Raw genomic sequence first — 18,536 nt, 5'->3', positions numbered from 1 at the left:
GGAGCGATGCTTCCCTGCGACCACACGACGTCATGCCCGGGCTTGTCCCGGGCATCCACGTTCTTAGCGCCGTGAGGCAGATCATGGATGGCCGGGACAAGCCCGGCCATGACGAGGAAGAATCACTCGCTACAGCGTCTTCAGATACTCGATCAGATCGTAGCGCTCGTTGTCGTCCTTGAACACGCGGCCGATCACGCCGGGACGTTTTTGCTCGCCCGGCTTGCGCTCGAAGGAATGGCCGAGCACGCTGTTCCCCTGGATCGGATCCTTGTCCGACCCGGCCGAGAACTCGGTTTCACCCGTCTTGCACTTCTCGTCGGCGGTGACCGCAAAGCCGACGGTCACCGGATCATAGTCGCGGCGGCCCATGCAGAATTTTTGCGGGCGCTCGCTTGCAGGCTTCAGCAACCAATAGAGAGACGGCACCGAGCCGTTGTGCAGATAGGGCGCCGTGGCCCAGATGCCGTTCAGCGGCCGTGCCCGATAGCGTGCTCCCCCCACCGGATTGAGGCAGTTCTTGCGCGCGAGATTCCACAATTTCGCCCGCTCGGCGTCCGGAGTCTTCTCGTCGTCCATCCATTTGCGGGCGACGAGATCCACCACCGTCATCAGCCCGAGCGCATACACCATCTCGGTCGGCGAGCTTGCGGTCGAGACGTCGCATTGCCACCATTTCTGGAGGTCGGCCGTATTCACCTTCAGGAAGCCGGGCAGATCGACGATCCTGTTGCTGAGCACGAGCGACTGTTCGGGATCCGTCTTGATCTCGTCGAGGGGGATCGTCACCGCGTTCAGCACCTTGCTGTCGCCGCTGGGCTCCCAATGTCCCGAAGACCAGAAAGCCGGGGTGTCGATCGCCGGCAGATGACATCCGGAACACATCTCGGCGTAGATCTTGCGGCCGTTGTCGACCTTCTTCTGATCGAGCCTCCAATTGTCGCCGAGGATCTGCGAGGGCCATTTCGGCGCCAGCAGGCCGCCGAACTTCGGACCGGTGGAGGGATCCGCCGTCTTGAACGGATCGGGCCCCCTGAGCATGTCCTCGATCCAGCCGAGCGTGTTGATATGAACGGAGGACCGCCACAGCCTGTCCTCAGGGTAGGCGTCGGACAGATTGAGCAGCGCCGTCACGCCGAGGGCTTCGCCGGCGTTGCGGATCAGCGGCTGCTCGATCGAGGCGTCGTACTGGGCGAACTTGAACCAGGGCACGGTCCAGATCGGGGGATAGCTGACCGGGGCGTCCTGGGCGTGCAGGTTCTTCTCGAATCCCTTGATCCCGCTCAGCGCGAGATCCTGCGAAAAAACCTGATTGCCGATGCGATTGAGAGCGTCGAGGCGACCGAACCCTTCCTCGGTGTCCTGCTGCTGTCTGCCGTTCCAGGTCTTCTTGCCTTCAATCGTCTTTTGCTGGGTTTGCGCCCAGTCGATCAGGAAGTTGCCGATCGCGCTGAGCTTCTGCTTGAGCGCGGCGCGGTCAGCCTTGCTGGCATCGGGGCCGAGCACGCGATCGGCGAAGCGCTGGAAGCGGAACGGCACGTAAAGCGTGTAGGCGATCGACAGGCCGGTGGAGAGTTCGAGCTTCTTCAGATCGGTCATGGCCGGACCGCCGTCGAAACGCACGTCCACGCCCTGGTAGTGGATCTGGCCGGTATGGCAGCCCGCGCAGGTCAGTCCGATCTTGTCCTCTTCGCGACGGCCCGTCGCGGGATCGATGACACCGGTCATCCGTGCGAAGCCGACCGGCAGGCCGTCGACGTTCTCCGCCGGCGTCCACCTGGTCGACCAGTCCGGCGCCTGCGTCGTCTCGTAGACATTGGCGTAGCCGAAGTGGCGTAGTGACGTCGCATCGGTCTGGATCGACTGCGGGCTCGGGATGAACCCGAAGCGCTCGAGATAGGCGCTGTCCGTCATCATGCCCGGCTGCGAGAACAAATGCAGGCGCGGCTGCTCCAGCGCCATGAACCATTCGTAAGGCACCGGGAAGGTCGCGGTGCCCTGACTGGCATGGTGAAACCAGTGCCTGTCCTTCAGCGACCAGTTCTGTTCGAGCCAAAAGGCCGCCTTCGTCTCGGGGACCGTGGGCAAGGGCGGCGGCAGGAGATTCACGAGAATTCCCTTTTGCGGCAGCATGGCGCGCACCTGGTCGGGGAATTCGGCGACCACAACGAGCAAGGCGAGACCGATGGCGACGAGCAGGGCCGCAACCTTGAGGGCGCCCCGCACCACGCGCTGGCATGTCGACAGCACCGGCTGCGCTACGAGCCGCTGGTTGATGCGAGCAGGGAATTGCCGCTCGTTGAACAGAGTGCGCACGTCGGCTACGCTGAGATAGCGGTCCTCACCCGCGCCCTTGCCCACGATCTTCAGGAGGATCGGCCACTCGAACTTCATCAGCAGGGGATAGTACCAGCGCGCAGCGCTGCCGGCACGCTTGAGGTTGTCGCGCATGAAGACGCCGATTTCCGAGGCGTTGAGACCCGGCTCGGAGCCGCCGCCGTTCGGATCCAGGTAGGTCCGGCCGAAGCTCGCAAACCGCGCAAGCTCGTCCTCATCGACCTTGCCGTCGACGCCGAGGACGCGCGAGCCGGCACCGCGCTTGTCGAGGGGACCACCACGCAACGCGTCGAGCTGCGCGCCCGAAAATATGCTCTTCAGGATGTGACCCAGACCGTTGGCGATAAGCGCGACGCCGCGGACCTGGATGCGGGCCGAGACCTTCTTCAGCCCGGTCTCGCCGCTCGCATTCGCGATCGTTTGCGACAGCGTGCCGAGCGGGACGGTTCCGCCGTCAACAAACCCCTCGCCGACGAGGCCGCGGAGGAATGGACAGGGATTGTTCGGCGAGACCTGGATCGAGGGGTCGAAGGGGGGCTTCGGAGCGGAGTCATGCATGGCCCAAAATCCTGAAAACGGCGAATCGTGAAATACAGACGCGGCGATAGAGCGCGGAAAGTCCTGACAAACCGACAACACATTATACTACTTCAGCGTGTAGCGGAGTGTGGCTGAATTCACTGTCGTGTCAATAAAGGCGGAGGGGACATTGCCGCGTGGCCGCGGCTGGCCCTCAGGATTCGGCGACGCGTTTGACGTCGCTCGAAACCAGGGTCAGTTTGCCGAGCGGTACGCCCGCATTCAAGAGTCCGGCGCGGTAATGGGCGAGGTCCTCGGGCCGCTTCCAGTGGAAATTGCGCAAATGGCGGTCGACATTGAGAGTCGGGTAGTTAGCCATGAGCACGCGGGTCGCCTCGACCGCCTCGTCGCCACGCCCCAATTGCGCCAGCGCCGCGGCGCGGATTGCCAGCGCCTGCAAATGGTTCGGGTTGATGTAGAGCTGTTCTCGAGCCCATGACAGGGTCGCGTCATATTGGCCCAGCAGATAATGGCTGAAGGCGTTCAGCGCGGCCCATTGGTAGCGCGGATCGCTGTTGTCGCGCTGTGCGGCCAGCGAGAACAGCTCGATCGCCTCGCTGTGCTCGCCGATGGCGAAATGGCAGATGCCGAGCACGCCGCGCGCGCCGTTGTCGTAGGGGTTGAGCGCGACGGCGCGCTTGGCGGCGTCCATCGCGGCCTCGTAATGGCCCTCCAGCGCGTGGGTCCAGGACAGGATCGAGAACGCAAATGACGAGCGCGGATCGAGCCGGACGCTGGTTTCGGCAAGCTTCATCGCCTCGGCCCACATCTCGCGCGTGCCCTTGACCCAGCCGAACTGGATGCTCTGGATCTGGATCGTGGCGAGATAGGCGTGCGCAATCGACAGCTTGGGCTCGAGCCTGATGGCCTCCCGGAACAGGTCGACGGCGATGGCCAGGTCTTCCTTGGTTTGCCGATAATAATGCGACAGCCCTTTGAGGAAGCGGTCCCAGGCGGTGACGTCGGTCGAGAGCCGCGCCGGCGCCGAGGCCTCGGCCCGGACGATCTCGGTGGCGATGGCGGCGGACAGGTTGGTGGTGATCTCGTCCTGCATCGCGAAGAGATCGCCGATGTCGCGGTCGTAGCGGCCAGTCCAGAGCTGCTCGCCGGTCTCCGGCGCGATCAGCTCGGCGGTGACGCGGATCTTGGCTCCGGCACGCCGCACCGAACCCTGGATCAGATAGCTAGCGTCGATCTCCCGCGCGATCAGACGGGTGCTGACGTTGTTGCCCTTGAACACGAAAGTCGAGTTGCGGCTCAGCACGCGGTAGAAGGATTGCAGCGACAGCGCGTGGATCAGATCCTCGGTCAGGCCGTCGGAGAAGTACTCGTCCTGTGCGTCGCTGAGATTGGCAAAGGGCAGCACGCCGACGATCGCCGTGCGGTACTGCTGCGAGAGGGCGGATGCCTCCCTCAGCGCGGGCGCAAGCGCCGGTGCACCCTCAGGTGTCCAAGTCCAGACCCCGATCGGATCCTTGATGTTCTTGAAGCGGTGGTTGCCGGCATCGACCAGCGGCACGGTGAGATGCTTGCCGGCCTCCTTGTAGGCCTTGGCCGAGATCGCGAAGCCGCCGGGGCTCGCCACGGCTTCGAGGCGGACGGCAATGTTGACATCGTCACCGAAGACCTCGTCCTCGTCGGCGATGACGTCACCCATATGGATCCCGAGGCGGAATTGCATGGCGCGATCGGCGGGCAGATGGTGATTGCGCTCCGCCATCAGCGTCTGCATCGCGATCGCGGCCTCGGTGGCGCCGACGATCGAGGGGAATTCCAGCAGGAAGCCGTCGCCGGTGTTTTTGACGACGCGGCCGCCGTGATTGAGGATGATGGGGTGGATCGCGCTGCGATGGGCCTTGAAGGCGGCATGGGTGCCGGCCTCATCGGTGCCCATCATGCGCGAATAGCCAGCGACATCGGCGCAGACAATGGCAGCCAGACGTCTTTCCATATTCCGGAGCTCCAAGAGACTTGCAAGAGACTTGGAAGAGATCGAGGACCGGCCACGGCGTCGCAGTCGCCTCGAATCCCGCGTTCAAAGAACCCGTTCCTTATAGAGCAGATGAGGCTGAGCGAAAGTACGAACCGCATTGCAAATTCGAGGTAAATCCTCGGCAATCCCGGCAGTGGACGGGGACGAGCGAACCCACTAAGCCGGCCTCTTGGGCCATGGTTGGGCGACGGAGGCACGTCACACATGCTGGGCATTCACGAAATCTGGCTCTTCGTCCTGTCAGGCGTGCTGCTCAACATCACGCCGGGGCCTGATACGGTCTATGTGATCGGCCGCAGCATGCAGCTGGGCTGGCGAGGTGGCGCCGCGGCCGCGATGGGCATCAGTTGCGGCTGCTTTTTCCACGTCGCGGGCGCGGCAATCGGCCTTTCGGCCCTGCTGATGGCCTCGTCGACCGCGTTCTCGATCCTGAAGCTGGTCGGAGCGGCCTATCTCGTCGTGACCGGGCTTCAGATGCTGTGGTCGCGCCCGGTGCCGACCTCGGCCATCGACGAGCCGGTGCAGAGCTCGCTGCGGCGGGTTTTCCTCCAGGGCGTCTTCACCAACGCGCTCAATCCCAAGGTCGCGCTGTTCTTCCTGGCCTTCCTGCCGCAATTCGTTGCAGCCGACTCGGCGCACAAGCCGCTCGCCTTCCTGACGCTCGGCCTGATCTTCATCTGCACGGGAACGCTGTGGTGCCTGGTGCTGGCGGCTTTCGCGGCAAAGGCCGCCCACCGCTTGCGGAGCTCCGAAGGCGCGGTCGCCTGGGTCAACCGTGCCCTCGGCGGCCTCTTCATCTATCTCGGCATCCGCGTCGCCATGCTGGAGACGCGGTAACGTCCTTTACGCGAATTCCTTCAGCACTGCGCTGCCGGCGATATAGAGGCCGAGCAGGATCATCGCGATCAGGAACCAGCGGCGAAACGCTTCCGCCGGCATTCGCGCCCGCACCGTTTGGCCGATATACATGCCGGCAAACGCGCAGGCCATGCCGACGGCGCCCGGCACCGCGTTGGCCGGCGTCAGCAATCCCCCCGCGGTGAGGTTGAAGGCGAGCGCCAGTGTCGCTGTCGTGAAAAACACGCCGAGCGCCTGCACCAGCTCGTCCTTCTCCATGCCGATCGCCTGCATGAACGGCATCGAGGGGATCACCTGCACGCCGGTCGAGGCCGAGATCACGCCGGTGACCAAGCCGACCACGCCGCCGACCCATTTCTCGTTCTTTGGCGCCACGTGAAACTGGAATTTGTTCAGCCCGATGATCGCGTAGATGACGAGCAGGATGCCGAGCACGATCGTGCCGTAGCGCGCATGCGGACCGGTGAGCGCGCCGGCATTGAGCCAGCACCCGATCACGGTGCCGATCATCAGTGGCCACAGCCGCATCAGGATATCGCGCAAATGGGGGCCGACGAAAGTCTGCCAAATGTTGGTGAGGATGGCGGGCACGATCACGATGGCGATCGCGCGGCTTGGCGCCATGCTCACCGCGAGCAGGCCCATGGACACCGTCGGCAGGCCGAGTCCGACCACGCCCTTGACGAATCCGGCAATCAGGAAAACGGCGGCGATGAGAACGAGGAGCGGGTCGATCATATCTGCACATTGACCGATGCCGCGCTTCGGCACAATCTGTAGCTTACGGAGAAAACCTTCGTCTGGAACGAAGGCTGAAGGGACCCCGGGATGCGCTTCGACCTCGTCGACCTCCATCTGTTCATCGCGGTCGCCGACCAGCGCAGCATCACCCGCGGCGCGGAGCGGTCGCATCTGGCCCTGGCCTCCGCCAGCGCGCGCATCAAGGGGCTGGAGGATGCACTCGGCGTCGCGCTGCTGAAGCGCGGGCGCCGCGGCGTCGAATTGACCGCGGCCGGCGAGAGCCTGCTCGATCACGCCCGTCTCGTCATCCACCAGATCGACGCCATGCGCGGCGATCTCGCCGGCTTTGCCAGCGGCGTGCGCGCGAGCGTGCATTTCCTCGCCAATACCTCCGGCCTCTCGGAGCATCTGCCGAAGGCGCTTGCCGGCTTCCTGCGCGAGCACCGCGACGTCGCCATCGACATCGAGGAGCGCGAGAGCACTGACATCGCGGCCGCGATCACTGCGGGCGCGGCCGATCTCGGCTTTGCCGCCGAGCACGCGCTGCCCGATCATATCGAGCGATTCGCCTTCAGCGAGGATCGCCTGACGCTGGTGACGTCCAGGCGCGGCCCGTTCGCGGGCCGCCGCGCGATCGATTTCCAGGAGGCGGGTGCTTGCGAGTTCGTCGGGCTGACCAGCGCCACCGCGCTTCAGGTGCATATTTCGAAGCACGCCGCCCGGCTCGGCATGCGGCCGCATTACCGCGCGCGCCTGCGCGACTTCGACGCGATCTGCCAGATGGTCGCCGCCGATGTGGGCGTCGCGCTGGTGCCCGAAGCCGCGGCCCGCCGCTGCGCAAAACTGATGCCGCTCGCCATGGTCCGCCTGCGCGATAGCTGGGCCAACCGCAAACTCGTGATCTGCGCGCGAAGCTTCAAGACGCTACCGCGCCCGGCCAAGATGCTGGTGGAGCATTTGCGGGCTGCGGCGGTGTGAGCTCCAAGATTTCCCCGCCCCTTCAGGAGGGGCAAGACACAGTTACTTCGCCGTCTCCACGCCAGCGTCCTTGATCACCTTCGCCCATTTCTTGGTCTCGTCTGCGATGAATGTGCGAAAATGCTCCGGCTCATCGCCGACCAGGGTGGCGCCCTGGGCGGCAAGCTTTTCCTTCACCGCGGGATCCGCCATCGCCTTCGTGGCCAGACCATGCAGCGCGGCGACGATCTCCTTCGGCGTGCCCTTCGGCGCGACCATGCCGTACCAGTTCTCGATGCGCAGATCGGCAAAGCCGGCTTCCGCGGTGGTCGGCACATCAGGCGCGGTCGGCGAACGCTCGGCGGAGCCAACTGCGATCGGTCGCAGGGCGCCCGCCTTGACCTGCGGCAGCAGCACGGGGAGGTCCAGGAACGTCATCTGCACCTGCTGGCCCAGCAGATCGTTCACGGCCGGCGCCGCGCCGCGATAGGGCACGTGCACGATGTCGATTTTGGCCGTCAGCTTGAACAATTCACCGGCGAGATGCGGCAGGCTGCCGGGGCCGGAGGAGGCGAAGTTGAGTTTTCCCGGCTGCGCCTTGGCGAGCGCGATCAATTCGCCGATGTCCTTTGCGGGCACATTGGTCGCCACCACCAACATTTCCGGCACGGTTGCGACCAGCGTCACCGGCGTGAGGTCATTGAGCGTATCGTAGGCGACCCGCTCCATGCTCGGGCTGATGGCGAGCGCGCCGGCCGAGGAGATCGCGATGGTATAGCCGTCAGGTGCGCTCTTGGCGACCGCGTCAGTACCAAGCACGCCGCCCTGGCCGCCGCGATTGTCGATCAGCACCGGCTGCCCTGACAGCTCCGACATGCGCTGGCCGATCACCCGCGCGATGATGTCGTTGGGGCCGCCGGCCGGGAACGGCACGATCAGCTTGATTGGCTTGGCCGGGAAATTCTGGGCGCAGGCCAGGGTCGGAAACAGAAGCAAGGCCGCGAGAAGGAGCGTACGCCGGTTGGTCATGCAGGCTCCCTGAAGCATGATCCGGAAAAGTGTGCAGCGGTTTTCCGAGAGGATCATGCGCAAACAATAAATCGCCTATCCGTTGAGCAGTTTCAGTGCTTCTTCGTGAACCCTGGCGTCGCCGGCCGCGACGATGCGGCCGCCGCCCTGCGCCGGCTTGCCTTCCCAGGTGGTGACGACGCCGCCGGCGCCGGTCACGATCGGAATCAGGGCTGCAATGTCGTAAGGCTTCAGCTCGGTCTCGACCACGAGATCGACGTGACCCGCCGCCAGCATGCAATAGGAGTAGCAGTCGCCGCCATAGCGCGACAGCCGCGCGCCCTTCTCGATGCGGCCGAAGATGGCGCGGTCGCGCTCGTTCATCAGCAGCGGGCTGGTGGTGTAGGTCGTCGCCTCCGACAGCGAAGCACAGCGCCGGACCTGGAGCCGGCGCTCGCCGGAGGGGCCATTATAATGAGCCGAGCCGCTGTCGCCGGAAAAGCGTTCGCCGATGAAGGGCTGGTGCATCATGCCGTAGACCGGCGTGCCCTTGTGCAGGAGCGCGATCAGCGTGCCCCAGATCGGAAAGCCGCCGATGAAGGATTTGGTGCCGTCGATGGGGTCGAGCACCCAGACGTAATCCGAATCCTCGCGCTCGTTGCCGAATTCCTCGCCGACGATGCCGTGCTGGGGAAAGTTGGCCTTGATCAGACGCCGCATCACCGCCTCCGCGGCGCGGTCGGCCTCGGTTACGGGGTCGAAATCCTTGGTCTTGCTCTTGTCCTCGATCGACAGCGAGGTGCGGAAGAACGGCAGGATGGTTTCGCCGGAGGCGGTGGCGAGCCGTCCGATGAAGGCGGAGAAATCGATCACCGTCACGGCGTATCCTCAAAAAGCGAAAGTCGGGTGAAGCTCACTCCTGCCTAGCTCAAATCGGAAGGATCGTGCAGCGCTGTCTTGCTTTTGCACCCTGGTATTTTGGATGCGGGAAGCGTTCGCCTCGTCAAAGACACCGCTGGGCAAATATCGATCATTGAGTTGAAACCTTAGTTCCGGATCTGCCTCGTTGGTATGCAAATGATTATCAACCCATTGAATTTACTTATCAAAGGAACTGAATCCGGGTTTCTCTGGAAGCAACCGAGCTATGTCCTCATTGCATGGGAAACCGCTCGAAAGCCCTTGCACTTTGTGCGTCGCGGCCGCATATTGTTGCGGTGCGGTAGCGCTTTTCGCGTTACTGCTGCCCTCCTTGGGCGTTTCCTCCCTAGACTTGGGCCGCTTCTTCATTAGAAGCGGCCCTTTTTTCTTTCAGCCTCTCATTTCTTTAAGCCTTGGCTTTCATTTCAATGCGCGCCGCGAAACGCGCTCGCGCTGATCGCACCCAACACCATTGTTCGAAGAAAAACGTCGCGCTTATTCCGCCGCGGCCTGGAACGGGCCGAGATCGCCGAACGGGACCGTGGTCGCCAGCACGTCGGCGAGCACGCCGAAGTCCGACGCCACTTGCGCAAAGCGCGGACTGCGCTCGCGCCGCCGCTCGTCCATGTAGATCGCGCGGTTGAGCTCGAGCTGCACGGCGTGGAGGCCGCTGGCCGGGTTACCGTAATGCTCGGTGATGAAGCCGCCGGCATAGGGCTTGTTGCGGCCGATCGAATAGCCGAGCCCGGCCATGGTCTCCTCGACCCGGTCGGGCAATAGCGGCGTGCAGCTCGTGCCGTAGCGGTCGCCGATCACGATGTCGGGCCGCCGCGGCTCGTCGCGGGAGACGCCGACCGAGGGCATCGAATGGCAGTCGACCAGCACGACGGTGCCGAACATCTGGTGCACCTTGTTGATCAGCCGGCGCAGCGCGCGATGATAGGGCTTGTACAGCGTCTCGATCCGCCCCAGCGCGTCGTCGACCAGGATGCGCTCGCGATAGATCTCCTGGCCGTCGCCGACCACGCGCGGAATGGTGCCGAGCCCGCCGGCGACCCGCATCGAGCGGGTGTTGGCAAAGCTCGGCAGGCGCCCGGTGAACATCCGGGGATCGAGCTCATAGGGCTCACGATTGACGTCGACATAGGAGCGCGGAAAGTTGACCCGCACGGTCGGAAAGCCGCGCTCGCTGAGATGGCCGATCAGCTCGTCCATGAAGGAATCTTCGGAACGCCGCAGCGTCGGCAGGTCGATCCTGGAGGCGCTGAGGAATTCGTCCGGATAGGTCGAGCCGGAATGGGGCGAGTTGAAGATAATCGGCGCGCGCCATTGCGCGGGCTCAACGATCTCGAAGGCGGGCGACTTGTCGCCGTCAAACCGGGTCATCTTCTCAGGCTTCGTCCCTTGGTGTCAGGCTTCATCCCTTGGCAATCAGGCTTCGCCCCTTGGTATCAGGCTTCGCCCCCTTTGGCGCCGCACGATCCAACAAGCCCAGCACCGGCCTCAACGCATTGATTCGGCCGATCGAGCGGCTCTTATGTGTCGTCATTGTCCGGAATCGCAACCATCCTGCCAAGCGAAAAGATGAGATCTGCGCTGGAACATGTCTTAACCCTGCGGGCAGCGAGGTGGGGACCGGCAGGTACGGCTCGATTGCTTCGTGCCGTATTCCGGTTCACAAGAGTCTGGCAGCGCGAGCTGCGGACGGTAAAGATTTTCACCCCAAATTTACCCTCCGTCGGGCTTAGTGACCTCCGCTGATATCCTCTGGGGATTCGACATTTCCGCCATGCCAAAGATCCTGCTCGCCGAAGACGACAACGACATGCGCCGTTTCCTGGTCAAGGCGCTGGAAAACGCCGGTTTTCAGGTCTCGTCCCACGATAACGGCATGGCCGCCTATCAGCGGCTGCGGGAAGAGCCGTTCGAGATGCTGCTCACCGACATCGTGATGCCGGAGATGGACGGCATCGAGCTCGCCCGCCGGGCCTCGGAACTCGACCCCGACATCAAGATCATGTTCATCACCGGCTTCGCCGCGGTCGCCCTGAACTCGGATTCGGACGCCCCCAAGAACGCCAAGGTGCTGTCCAAGCCCGTGCATTTGCGCGAATTGGTCAGCGAAGTGAACAAGATGCTGGCGGCCTAAATCGGCCCCCTTCCGTCCTTGCACCGGCTCCCCTGAGCCGTTATAGGGACCCGACCCGATCTAGACGACATCTAGGGCGCGTAGCTCAGCGGGAGAGCACTACCTTGACATGGTAGGGGTCACAGGTTCGATCCCTGTCGCGCCCACCACGCTTCGCCTTCGGCTTCGCGTGGCACAGCCAAGACCTCTCGGGCGAAGCGTGTCCGGCGTAGCTCGAAGAGCGTAGACGGACTGGGGCGTTCTGCTCCGCAGCCTGGAACGTCCAGACGCGCTCCCGCATTGGTTCGCCATGCCGAAAGTATTCAAGCGTGGCGACCATGTCAGCTGGAATTCCGAGGCCGGCCGGGTGCGCGGCCACATCCTCCGCGTGCACACCAAGGACGTCGAGTACAAGGGCTACGTCCACCATGCCAGCCCCGACGATCCGCAATACGAGATCAAAAGCGACAAGACCGATCACGTCGCCTTGCATAAGGGCCGGGCGTTGCACTTGCTCCGGAGCTGACGGGCGATGGCTCACCCATTCTTCACGATCGGCCACGGCACACGTCCAATCGGTGAATTCGTTGTCCTGTTGCAGAGCGTGTCCGTCACGCATCTCGTCGACGTCCGCACCGTGCCCCGCTCGCGCACCAATCCCCAATACAATCGCGAGGCCCTGTCGCAAGCACTCGGGGCCGTTTCGGTCGACTATGAGCATATCGCCTCGCTCGGCGGCCTGCGCAGCCGCAAGCGGGAGATACCGCGCGAGACCAATGCTTTCTGGCAGAACGACAGCTTTCACAACTATGCCGACTATGCGGTGAGCGAGAGCTTTCGCGAGGGGCTCGCGCATCTGCGCGAACTCGGGCAGGCGCAGCGATGCGCCATCATGTGTGCCGAGACGGTATGGTGGCGCTGCCACCGGCGGATCATCACCGATTACCTGCTCGCCGGCGGCGAGAGCGTGTTTCACATTACGGGACCCGGGGAGGTCAAACTGGCCGAGATGAATCCGGCGGCGCACATGATGGCTGACGGCCGCTTGGTTTATCCCGCGGAAAGTTAGCAAATCGTGCTATTCGCGGCTATGATTGCTGCAGTCCGTGATCCTCTGGGGGAGTGGGTTATCGCTACCCGTCACCCATAGGATCTATGATCCTCTTGGTCCGCGACGTGAGTTTGCCATGAGCATTTCCGTGCTCGAACAGGTCAGAATCCAGGCGCAGGTGTTGGTGCCCTTGGTCAAGGCGCTCCAGGCCGAGCTCGGCGAGACGCATGCCAATGCGCTGGTGCGCAAGGCGCTCGGCGATCTCTATCGCGGTTTCGGCGAGGAATTCTGGAAAGCCAAGAACGAGAACAATCTCGGCAAGGCGGTGTCCTCCGCCTTCCAGACCTATGCCCGTGACGACGCGCTCGCTTACAATATTGTCGAGCAGACCGAGGACGTCTTCGCGCTTGATGTGAAGCGATGCGCCTATGCCGAGTTCTACAAGGCGCTGGGCGAGCCCAAGCTCGGCTTTCTCCTGGTCTGCACCGCCGACTTTGCGACCGCCGAAGGTTTCGGCCCCGACGTCGCGCTGACGCGAACGCAGACCATCATGCAAGGCGCTCCGCATTGCGACTTCCGCTACCGGCGCGATCCGGGCGGATCACGGTGAAGGAACTCCGACCCATGCGAACGGGCTGTCTTGCCCTAGCTGTATTGTCGCTGATTGCGTCGCGGGCCGACGCAGCCGCCATCGACTGGCAGGCCGAGCTCCAGCGCTGTCGTGTGCTGCGCGAAAACGTGGCGCCGTTGCTTCAGGCCGGCGAGGGGATCTCGGCGGTCGGCCGCTCCAACAGATCCGTGCGTCGCTGCATATGGATCCAGCGCATGGCGGTACGAAGGAAGATTCCGGGCGCGGAGACGTGGTAACGCGGGCGCCTCTCAGGGGGACGCCTCCTTCGGCCCGCGCAGCAGGTCCTTCAATCCGGTCGGATAGCGGCTTGGTGCTGGCCCGAACGTGCCGCCTGGCGCAGCCTTGATCCGTGACTCGCCGCCTGCCATTGTCCGATCCTTCGCGGCGGCGAACCTGGCATTCGGCGAAACTGTATCGCTCACCGCGGATGTGGAAAAAAGGCAGGTTACCGAAATGAGCAGCGTGAACAAGCCCGGCGGCAACTACCTGCCGGTGATCATCCATGGTGAAATTGCGTATGTCAGTGGTCAGCTGCCGCGTCGCGGCGAAGACCTGCTGTACTCAGGCAAAGTCGGCGCAGGTGTCGATGTCGCCGCAGCACAGAAAGCTGCTGCACTCTGCGCTGATCTCTGCATTTCGGCCATCAACCACGCAACAGGCGGAGAGGACAAGATCGTCCAGGTCTTGCAGCTCGTTGGATACATCGCCTCGGCGCCTGGATTTACGCAGCAATCGCAAGTCATGAACGGCGCCTCCGACCGGCTGATCGAACGCCTAGGTGATCGCGGTCGTCATACGCGTACATCTGTTGGCGTCGCCGAGTTGCCGCGGGGCGCACCGGTCGAGCTGAGTATGATTGCCGCTGTTCGGTCGTAGATGGCATGTTTGCTCGGTGATCGTCAGGTTCCGAAGTCCGCGATGTGATGCGCCGCGACGAAAGGGGCCTATTCGACCAGATACTTCTTCACCGCAGCCTCGTCCCACGCGATCCCGTTGCCGGGCTCCTCGTTCGGCAGGGCAAAGCCGTCCTTGATGATCAGCCGCGTCGCCAGCACCGCGTCGGCCCAATCGACATATTCCAGCCAGTGCGCGGTGGGCGTTACGCAGAGCAGATGCGCGCTGACTTCCGAGAACAGATGCGTCGACATCTCGATGCCGGCGGCATGCGCCAGCGCGGCGGCGCGCAGCCAGCCGGTGACACCGCCGATGCGCTGCACGTCGGGCATCACGTAGTCGCAGGCTTCCGCTGAGAGCGCGGTCTGCATCGCGAAGGCGCTGTCGAAATTCTCGCCGATCTGGACCGGCGTGCGCAGCGCATCCGCGATGCGGGCGTTACCCTCATAATCGTCGTGACGGATCGGCTCCTCGATCCAGGTGAGCCCCTCATCGTCGAGCATCTCGCCGCGGCGGATGGCCTCGCTGACCGTCAGCGCCTGATTGTAGTCGCACATCAGCGTCACGTCGTCGCCGACGGCCTTGCGCACCGCGCGCACCACCTTCAGGTCTTCCCGTGCATCGGGACGGCCGACGCGGATCTTTGCGGCCTGAAAGCCCTCGGCCAGCAGCTTGTGGGCTTCCTCCACCGCGGCACCCGCCGGCATGATGCCGAGCCCCTTCGAATTGTAGGCCCTGACCGGTCTCGGCGCGCCGCCGAGCAGCCGCGCTAGCGGAAGGCCGCGTGCGCGCGCCAGTGCGTCCCATGCCGCCATGTCGATGCCGGATTGTGCCAGCCGCTGCAGGCCGGCGAGCCCCAGCAGGGTGAAGCGCTGGGTCAGCTTGCGCTCGATCTCGAACGGTAGCAGCTCGTCGCCCGCAAGCAGCTCCGACATTTCCGCGACCATCGCCGTCAACGGCTTCAAGGCCGATGGTGTGATCGAGAACAGATAGGCGTGCCCCCGCACGCCCAGGTCGGTCTCGCAGTCGATCAGCACCAGAGGCGCCTTTGCGACCGCTCCGGTCGAGGTTTTGAGCGGGAGGTTCATCGGCACGATCACGGGGCGCGCATTGAAGCGCTTGATACGGATGGTCTCGGTCATTTGAGGGATCTCCCGGTGGAGTGAATGCAGATTAATGCCGATCTTAAACATTCGCCATGAAACGAAAAGCCGCTTGGCGTGACCACCATAAAATGGGGTTGCGCGGGAGCGCGTTTATTGGCTCTGTTCCGCATCCCCCGAGTTCGAGACAAGAACGCTCATCACGGAGCCAAAGAGTGAAGCAAGAGATCTCCGAAGAACAGCGCAAGAGTGGCATCCTGACCGGTGCCGCGGTCGCCTTCCTCCTGCTCGCTTTGCCGCTCGCAGTGTGGCTGGACCTGACCGAACTCAGCAAGACCGCGCTGCGCCGGCAGGCGATCGACCTGAATTCGGTGATCACGAGCGTGCGCAGCTATTACGCGACCAACGTGGTCGGGCGCATCATCGCCAATCCGAACGGCACGACCAGGGTGGTTCACAACTACGAATCCGTCCCCGGCGGGGTCCCGATCCCGGCCACGCTGTCGCTGGAGCTCGGGCGGGTAATCGGCGCGCAGCAGGAAAACATCACCTACCGTTTCGTCTCGGACTTCCCGTTCCAGAATCGCGCCCCGCACCAGCTCGACAAGTTCGAGAAGGATGCGCTCGAATCGCTTCGCAACGATCCCGAGCAGAAGATCGTCGAGACCGAGACGTCGCTGTTCAACGACAAGGTCCGCTTGATCGCTCCGGTGACGATGGGCCCGGCCTGCGTCAGCTGCCACAACAGCCACCCCGAAAGTCCGAAGAAGGACTGGAAGGTGGGTGACGTCAGGGGCATCCAGGAGGTGATCATCGCCCAGCCGATCGCCGCCAACATCTTCTCGTTCAAATTCCTCTTGGCCTATTTCCTGATCGCGGCCGGCAGCGGCTTGTCGTTTCTCTCGCTGCAGCGCCGCCAGGCGAGCCGCATCAAGGGCATGAACAGGGAGCTCGAATCCGCCAACGACTTCCTGGCTTCGCTCTCGATGAAGATCTCGCGTTACATTCCGCCGCAGGTCTACCGAAGCATCTTCTCTGGCCAGAAGGACGTCACCATCCACACCGAACGCAAGAAGCTCACCATCTTCTTCTCGGACATCCAGAACTTCACCGCGACGGCGGAGCGGCTCCAGCCGGAGTTGCTGACCCAGCTTCTCAACGAGTATTTCACCGAGATGTCGGGGGTCGCCCACGAATTTGGCGGCACCATCGACAAGTTCATCGGCGATGCCATGCTGATCTTCTTCGGCGATCCCGAGACCAAGGGCGACCGCGCCGACGCCCAGGCCTGCCTCCAGATGGCCTGGCGCATGCAGCACCGCCTCACCGAGCTCAATGCGAAATGGCGCGCCTCCGGCATCGAGCTGCCGTTCAAGGCGCGCATGGGCATCAATTCCGGCTATTGCAATGTCGGCAATTTCGGCAGCAGCGATCGCATGGACTACACCATCATCGGTGCGGAGGCGAACCTCGCCGCGCGCCTGCAATCGATCGCCGAGCCCGGCGGCATCGTGCTGAGCTATGAAACCTTTGCGCTGGTCAGCGACATCGTCCGCGCCCACGCGCTGCCCGCGATCACGATGAAAGGCATCAGCCGCGAAGTGATTCCGTACTCCGTGGATGCGCTGAACGACGCTTCAGTGGAGACAAGCGGCATCATTACCGAGCGTGCCCCCGGGCTGGAGCTCTATCTCGACCCCGCGGTGGTGAAATCCGGCGACGCAGCGCGGGTGCGCTCGCTGCTGGAGAACGCGCTGGCCTCGCTGAAGCCGGTGTGAGGCAGGGCTGTCGCAGTCGCAGTTGAGGTTGTCGAACGTGCTCGGCCTGCATGGTTCGAGACGCCCGCTCTGGCGGGCTCCTCACCATGAGGGTCGGATTTCTCGCTGCGAAAACGCGACCTCATCCTGAGGGCCTGCCTAGGCGGGCGTCTCGAAGGATGGCCGCGGGCGAGCTCCCAGTCACGTTTTCTCCGTGCGCTACCGCTGCCAGCGTGAAGCAACTCACCGCGCCGCGCCTTCCGTAAACGCCGTCTCGATCACGTCGCCGAAGGGTTGCCAGGAACGGCCGTCGAACTGGACCAACCGCATCTGCCTGATCGGCAGGTAGCTGGTCGGCGAGGTGTTCATCCTGATGTTGGGCAGGGCGACCGAGGGCTGATAATTCCTCAGCGAAGCCGCCTGACGCATGATGTTCTCGCGCGATAAATCGTCGCCGCATTGCTTCAGCACCTGCGTCAGCGCCTCGGCCGCGGCGTAGCCATAGAGCGCGGCGCTGTTGTTGGTGCTTTCGTCGTGATGGTATTTGTCCATGAAGGCGAACCAGTCCTTCATGGCGGGATCGTCTTTCCACGCGGGATCGCTCGGATCCTTGAGGAAAGCCGCCGAGATCACGCCGGAGGAATTCTCCAGGCCTGCGGGCGCCATCGCATTGGCGATCGAGGCCGAGGCGTCGTTGACGATGAAGACCGGGCGCCATCTCATTGCCGCCGCCAGCTTGATCACCTTGGACGCCGTCGACGGTACACCGAGAAAGACGAAAATATCGGCGCCGGCGCGCTTGAGGATCGAGACGTGTCCGTCGAGATGCTCATCGGCAATGTCGAAGGCGATGTCGACGAGGACGAGACGGTTCAGATCGCCAAGTCCTTCCTCCATGCCCTTGAGAAGCGCACGCCCGAACTGGTCGTTCTGCCAGAGCACCACGATCTTCTTCCTGGGATAATAGGCCTGAAGATAGTTGGCGTAGATGCGCCCCTCCGACCGGAACGACGGCTGCCAGCCCATGGTCCAGGGAAACGCCTTGGCCTGGCTCAGCTCCTCGTCGCCGGAGGCGACGAACAGTTGTGGGATCTTCTTTGCGTTCAGATACCAGCGCGTGGCGAGATTACCGGGCGTGCCGAACGATCCGAACATCAAATGCACGTCGTCCGTCTCGACCAGATTGCGCGTCAGCTCCAGCGCCGTCATCGGATCGGAATTGTCGTCGCGGGTGATGAAGCGGATCTTGCGACCGTTGATGCCGCCGCGCGCATTGATCATGTCGAAATAGGCCGCTTCCGCCTGGCCGATGGCGCCGAACTCCGAGAGCGGTCCCGAATACGGCATGACATTGCCGATGCGGATTTCGTTGTCGGCGGTGGGTTGATCGGCGCGTTGCTCGGACATCGCGCCGAGCGACGCGAACGCGATCATCGAAACGAACAGCATCCTGCCGATGACGCCCATGCTCAACACCTTGTCGTTCGCCCCCAACGAGGTCGGCTCACTCCGCAGCAAGAGGAGTTGATCTACGTCAAGCGTTTGTCATTCGTGTGTCTTGGTGGCTCGTTTCGAAGT

General features: G+C 63.5%; 17 protein-coding genes and 1 tRNA gene. 10 read left to right on the top strand and 8 right to left on the bottom strand.

Annotated elements, in window-relative coordinates; translation table 11 throughout:
* Positions 1-129 precede the first annotated feature (129 nt).
* Positions 130-2,895 (bottom strand): di-heme-cytochrome C peroxidase, encoded by a 2,766-nt coding sequence (locus IVB45_RS32970; RefSeq protein ID WP_247357865.1) that lies wholly within the window; start codon positions 2,893-2,895, stop codon positions 130-132.
* 175 nt (positions 2,896-3,070) lie between these two features.
* Positions 3,071-4,867, bottom strand: coding sequence for a tetratricopeptide repeat protein (locus tag IVB45_RS32965; RefSeq protein WP_247357866.1), 1,797 nt, complete (start codon positions 4,865-4,867; stop codon positions 3,071-3,073).
* Positions 4,868-5,113: 246 nt separating this feature from the next.
* Here IVB45_RS32965 and IVB45_RS32960 point away from each other — a divergent pair, with 246 nt between their 5' ends.
* Positions 5,114-5,746, top strand: a complete 633-nt coding sequence (locus IVB45_RS32960) for a LysE family translocator (protein WP_247357867.1) — start codon at positions 5,114-5,116, stop codon at positions 5,744-5,746.
* Between the two features lie 6 nt (positions 5,747-5,752).
* On the opposite strand, the gene IVB45_RS32955 is transcribed toward IVB45_RS32960, so the two are convergent.
* Entirely contained in the window at positions 5,753-6,505 is a 753-nt protein-coding gene (locus tag IVB45_RS32955) for a sulfite exporter TauE/SafE family protein (protein WP_247357868.1), read from the bottom strand.
* Between the two features lie 90 nt (positions 6,506-6,595).
* On the opposite strand from IVB45_RS32955, the gene IVB45_RS32950 reads away from it, so the two are divergent.
* Positions 6,596-7,486, top strand: a complete 891-nt coding sequence (locus IVB45_RS32950) for a LysR substrate-binding domain-containing protein (RefSeq protein ID WP_247357869.1) — start codon at positions 6,596-6,598, stop codon at positions 7,484-7,486.
* 42 nt (positions 7,487-7,528) lie between these two features.
* On the opposite strand, the gene IVB45_RS32945 is transcribed toward IVB45_RS32950, so the two are convergent.
* The 3 genes from IVB45_RS32945 to IVB45_RS32935 form a co-directional block, all read right to left on the bottom strand.
* Positions 7,529-8,494 carry a tripartite tricarboxylate transporter substrate binding protein gene (locus tag IVB45_RS32945; protein WP_027565522.1) on the bottom strand — a complete coding sequence of 322 codons (966 nt, stop codon included), beginning with the start codon at positions 8,492-8,494 and terminating at the stop codon, positions 7,529-7,531.
* Between the two features lie 75 nt (positions 8,495-8,569).
* Positions 8,570-9,352, bottom strand: coding sequence for a histidinol-phosphatase (hisN, locus tag IVB45_RS32940; protein ID WP_247284704.1), 783 nt, complete (start codon positions 9,350-9,352; stop codon positions 8,570-8,572).
* A 537-nt stretch (positions 9,353-9,889) separates the two neighbouring features.
* Positions 9,890-10,780, bottom strand: coding sequence for an N-formylglutamate amidohydrolase (locus IVB45_RS32935; protein ID WP_027565520.1), 891 nt, complete (start codon positions 10,778-10,780; stop codon positions 9,890-9,892).
* A gap of 403 nt (positions 10,781-11,183) precedes the next feature.
* On the opposite strand from IVB45_RS32935, the gene IVB45_RS32930 reads away from it, so the two are divergent.
* The 7 genes from IVB45_RS32930 (at position 11,184) to IVB45_RS32900 (ending at position 14,080) form a co-directional block, all read left to right on the top strand.
* Positions 11,184-11,543: a response regulator gene (locus IVB45_RS32930; protein ID WP_007597092.1), complete on the top strand. Its 360-nt coding sequence runs from the start codon at positions 11,184-11,186 to the stop codon at positions 11,541-11,543.
* A 74-nt stretch (positions 11,544-11,617) separates the two neighbouring features.
* Positions 11,618-11,692: transfer RNA gene (locus IVB45_RS32925), tRNA-Val, on the top strand.
* A gap of 140 nt (positions 11,693-11,832) precedes the next feature.
* Complete coding sequence (locus tag IVB45_RS32920; RefSeq protein WP_027565519.1) at positions 11,833-12,048, top strand: DUF2945 domain-containing protein; 216 nt, start codon at positions 11,833-11,835, stop codon at positions 12,046-12,048.
* A gap of 6 nt (positions 12,049-12,054) precedes the next feature.
* Positions 12,055-12,591 (top strand): DUF488 domain-containing protein, encoded by a 537-nt coding sequence (locus IVB45_RS32915; protein ID WP_247357870.1) that lies wholly within the window; start codon positions 12,055-12,057, stop codon positions 12,589-12,591.
* A gap of 118 nt (positions 12,592-12,709) precedes the next feature.
* Positions 12,710-13,183, top strand: coding sequence for an L-2-amino-thiazoline-4-carboxylic acid hydrolase (locus tag IVB45_RS32910; protein ID WP_027565517.1), 474 nt, complete (start codon positions 12,710-12,712; stop codon positions 13,181-13,183).
* Positions 13,184-13,197: 14 nt separating this feature from the next.
* Positions 13,198-13,440 (top strand): hypothetical protein, encoded by a 243-nt coding sequence (locus IVB45_RS32905; protein ID WP_027565516.1) that lies wholly within the window; start codon positions 13,198-13,200, stop codon positions 13,438-13,440.
* Between the two features lie 106 nt (positions 13,441-13,546).
* The gene (locus IVB45_RS32900; protein ID WP_247357871.1) at positions 13,547-14,080 is read left to right on the top strand and encodes a RidA family protein; all 534 of its coding nucleotides are present in this window, start codon (positions 13,547-13,549) and stop codon (positions 14,078-14,080) included.
* A 68-nt stretch (positions 14,081-14,148) separates the two neighbouring features.
* On the opposite strand, the gene IVB45_RS32895 is transcribed toward IVB45_RS32900, so the two are convergent.
* Positions 14,149-15,240, bottom strand: a complete 1,092-nt coding sequence (locus IVB45_RS32895; RefSeq protein ID WP_247357872.1) for an enolase C-terminal domain-like protein — start codon at positions 15,238-15,240, stop codon at positions 14,149-14,151.
* Between the two features lie 176 nt (positions 15,241-15,416).
* Between IVB45_RS32895 and IVB45_RS32890 the strand changes: the two genes are divergently transcribed.
* Positions 15,417-16,979 carry an adenylate/guanylate cyclase domain-containing protein gene (locus tag IVB45_RS32890; RefSeq protein ID WP_247357873.1) on the top strand — a complete coding sequence of 521 codons (1,563 nt, stop codon included), beginning with the start codon at positions 15,417-15,419 and terminating at the stop codon, positions 16,977-16,979.
* A 222-nt stretch (positions 16,980-17,201) separates the two neighbouring features.
* Here the strand turns inward: IVB45_RS32890 and IVB45_RS32885 are convergent, their stop codons facing one another.
* Positions 17,202-18,425, bottom strand: a complete 1,224-nt coding sequence (locus IVB45_RS32885; RefSeq protein ID WP_247357874.1) for an ABC transporter substrate-binding protein — start codon at positions 18,423-18,425, stop codon at positions 17,202-17,204.
* Between the last annotated feature and the right edge of the window lie 111 nt (positions 18,426-18,536).

Origin of the sequence: Bradyrhizobium sp. 4 (genome assembly GCF_023100905.1) — a bacterium.
Classification (GTDB): domain Bacteria; phylum Pseudomonadota; class Alphaproteobacteria; order Rhizobiales; family Xanthobacteraceae; genus Bradyrhizobium.
The sequence above is the reverse complement of the archived record's forward strand: the minus strand, read 5'-3'. Positions and strand labels throughout refer to the sequence as shown.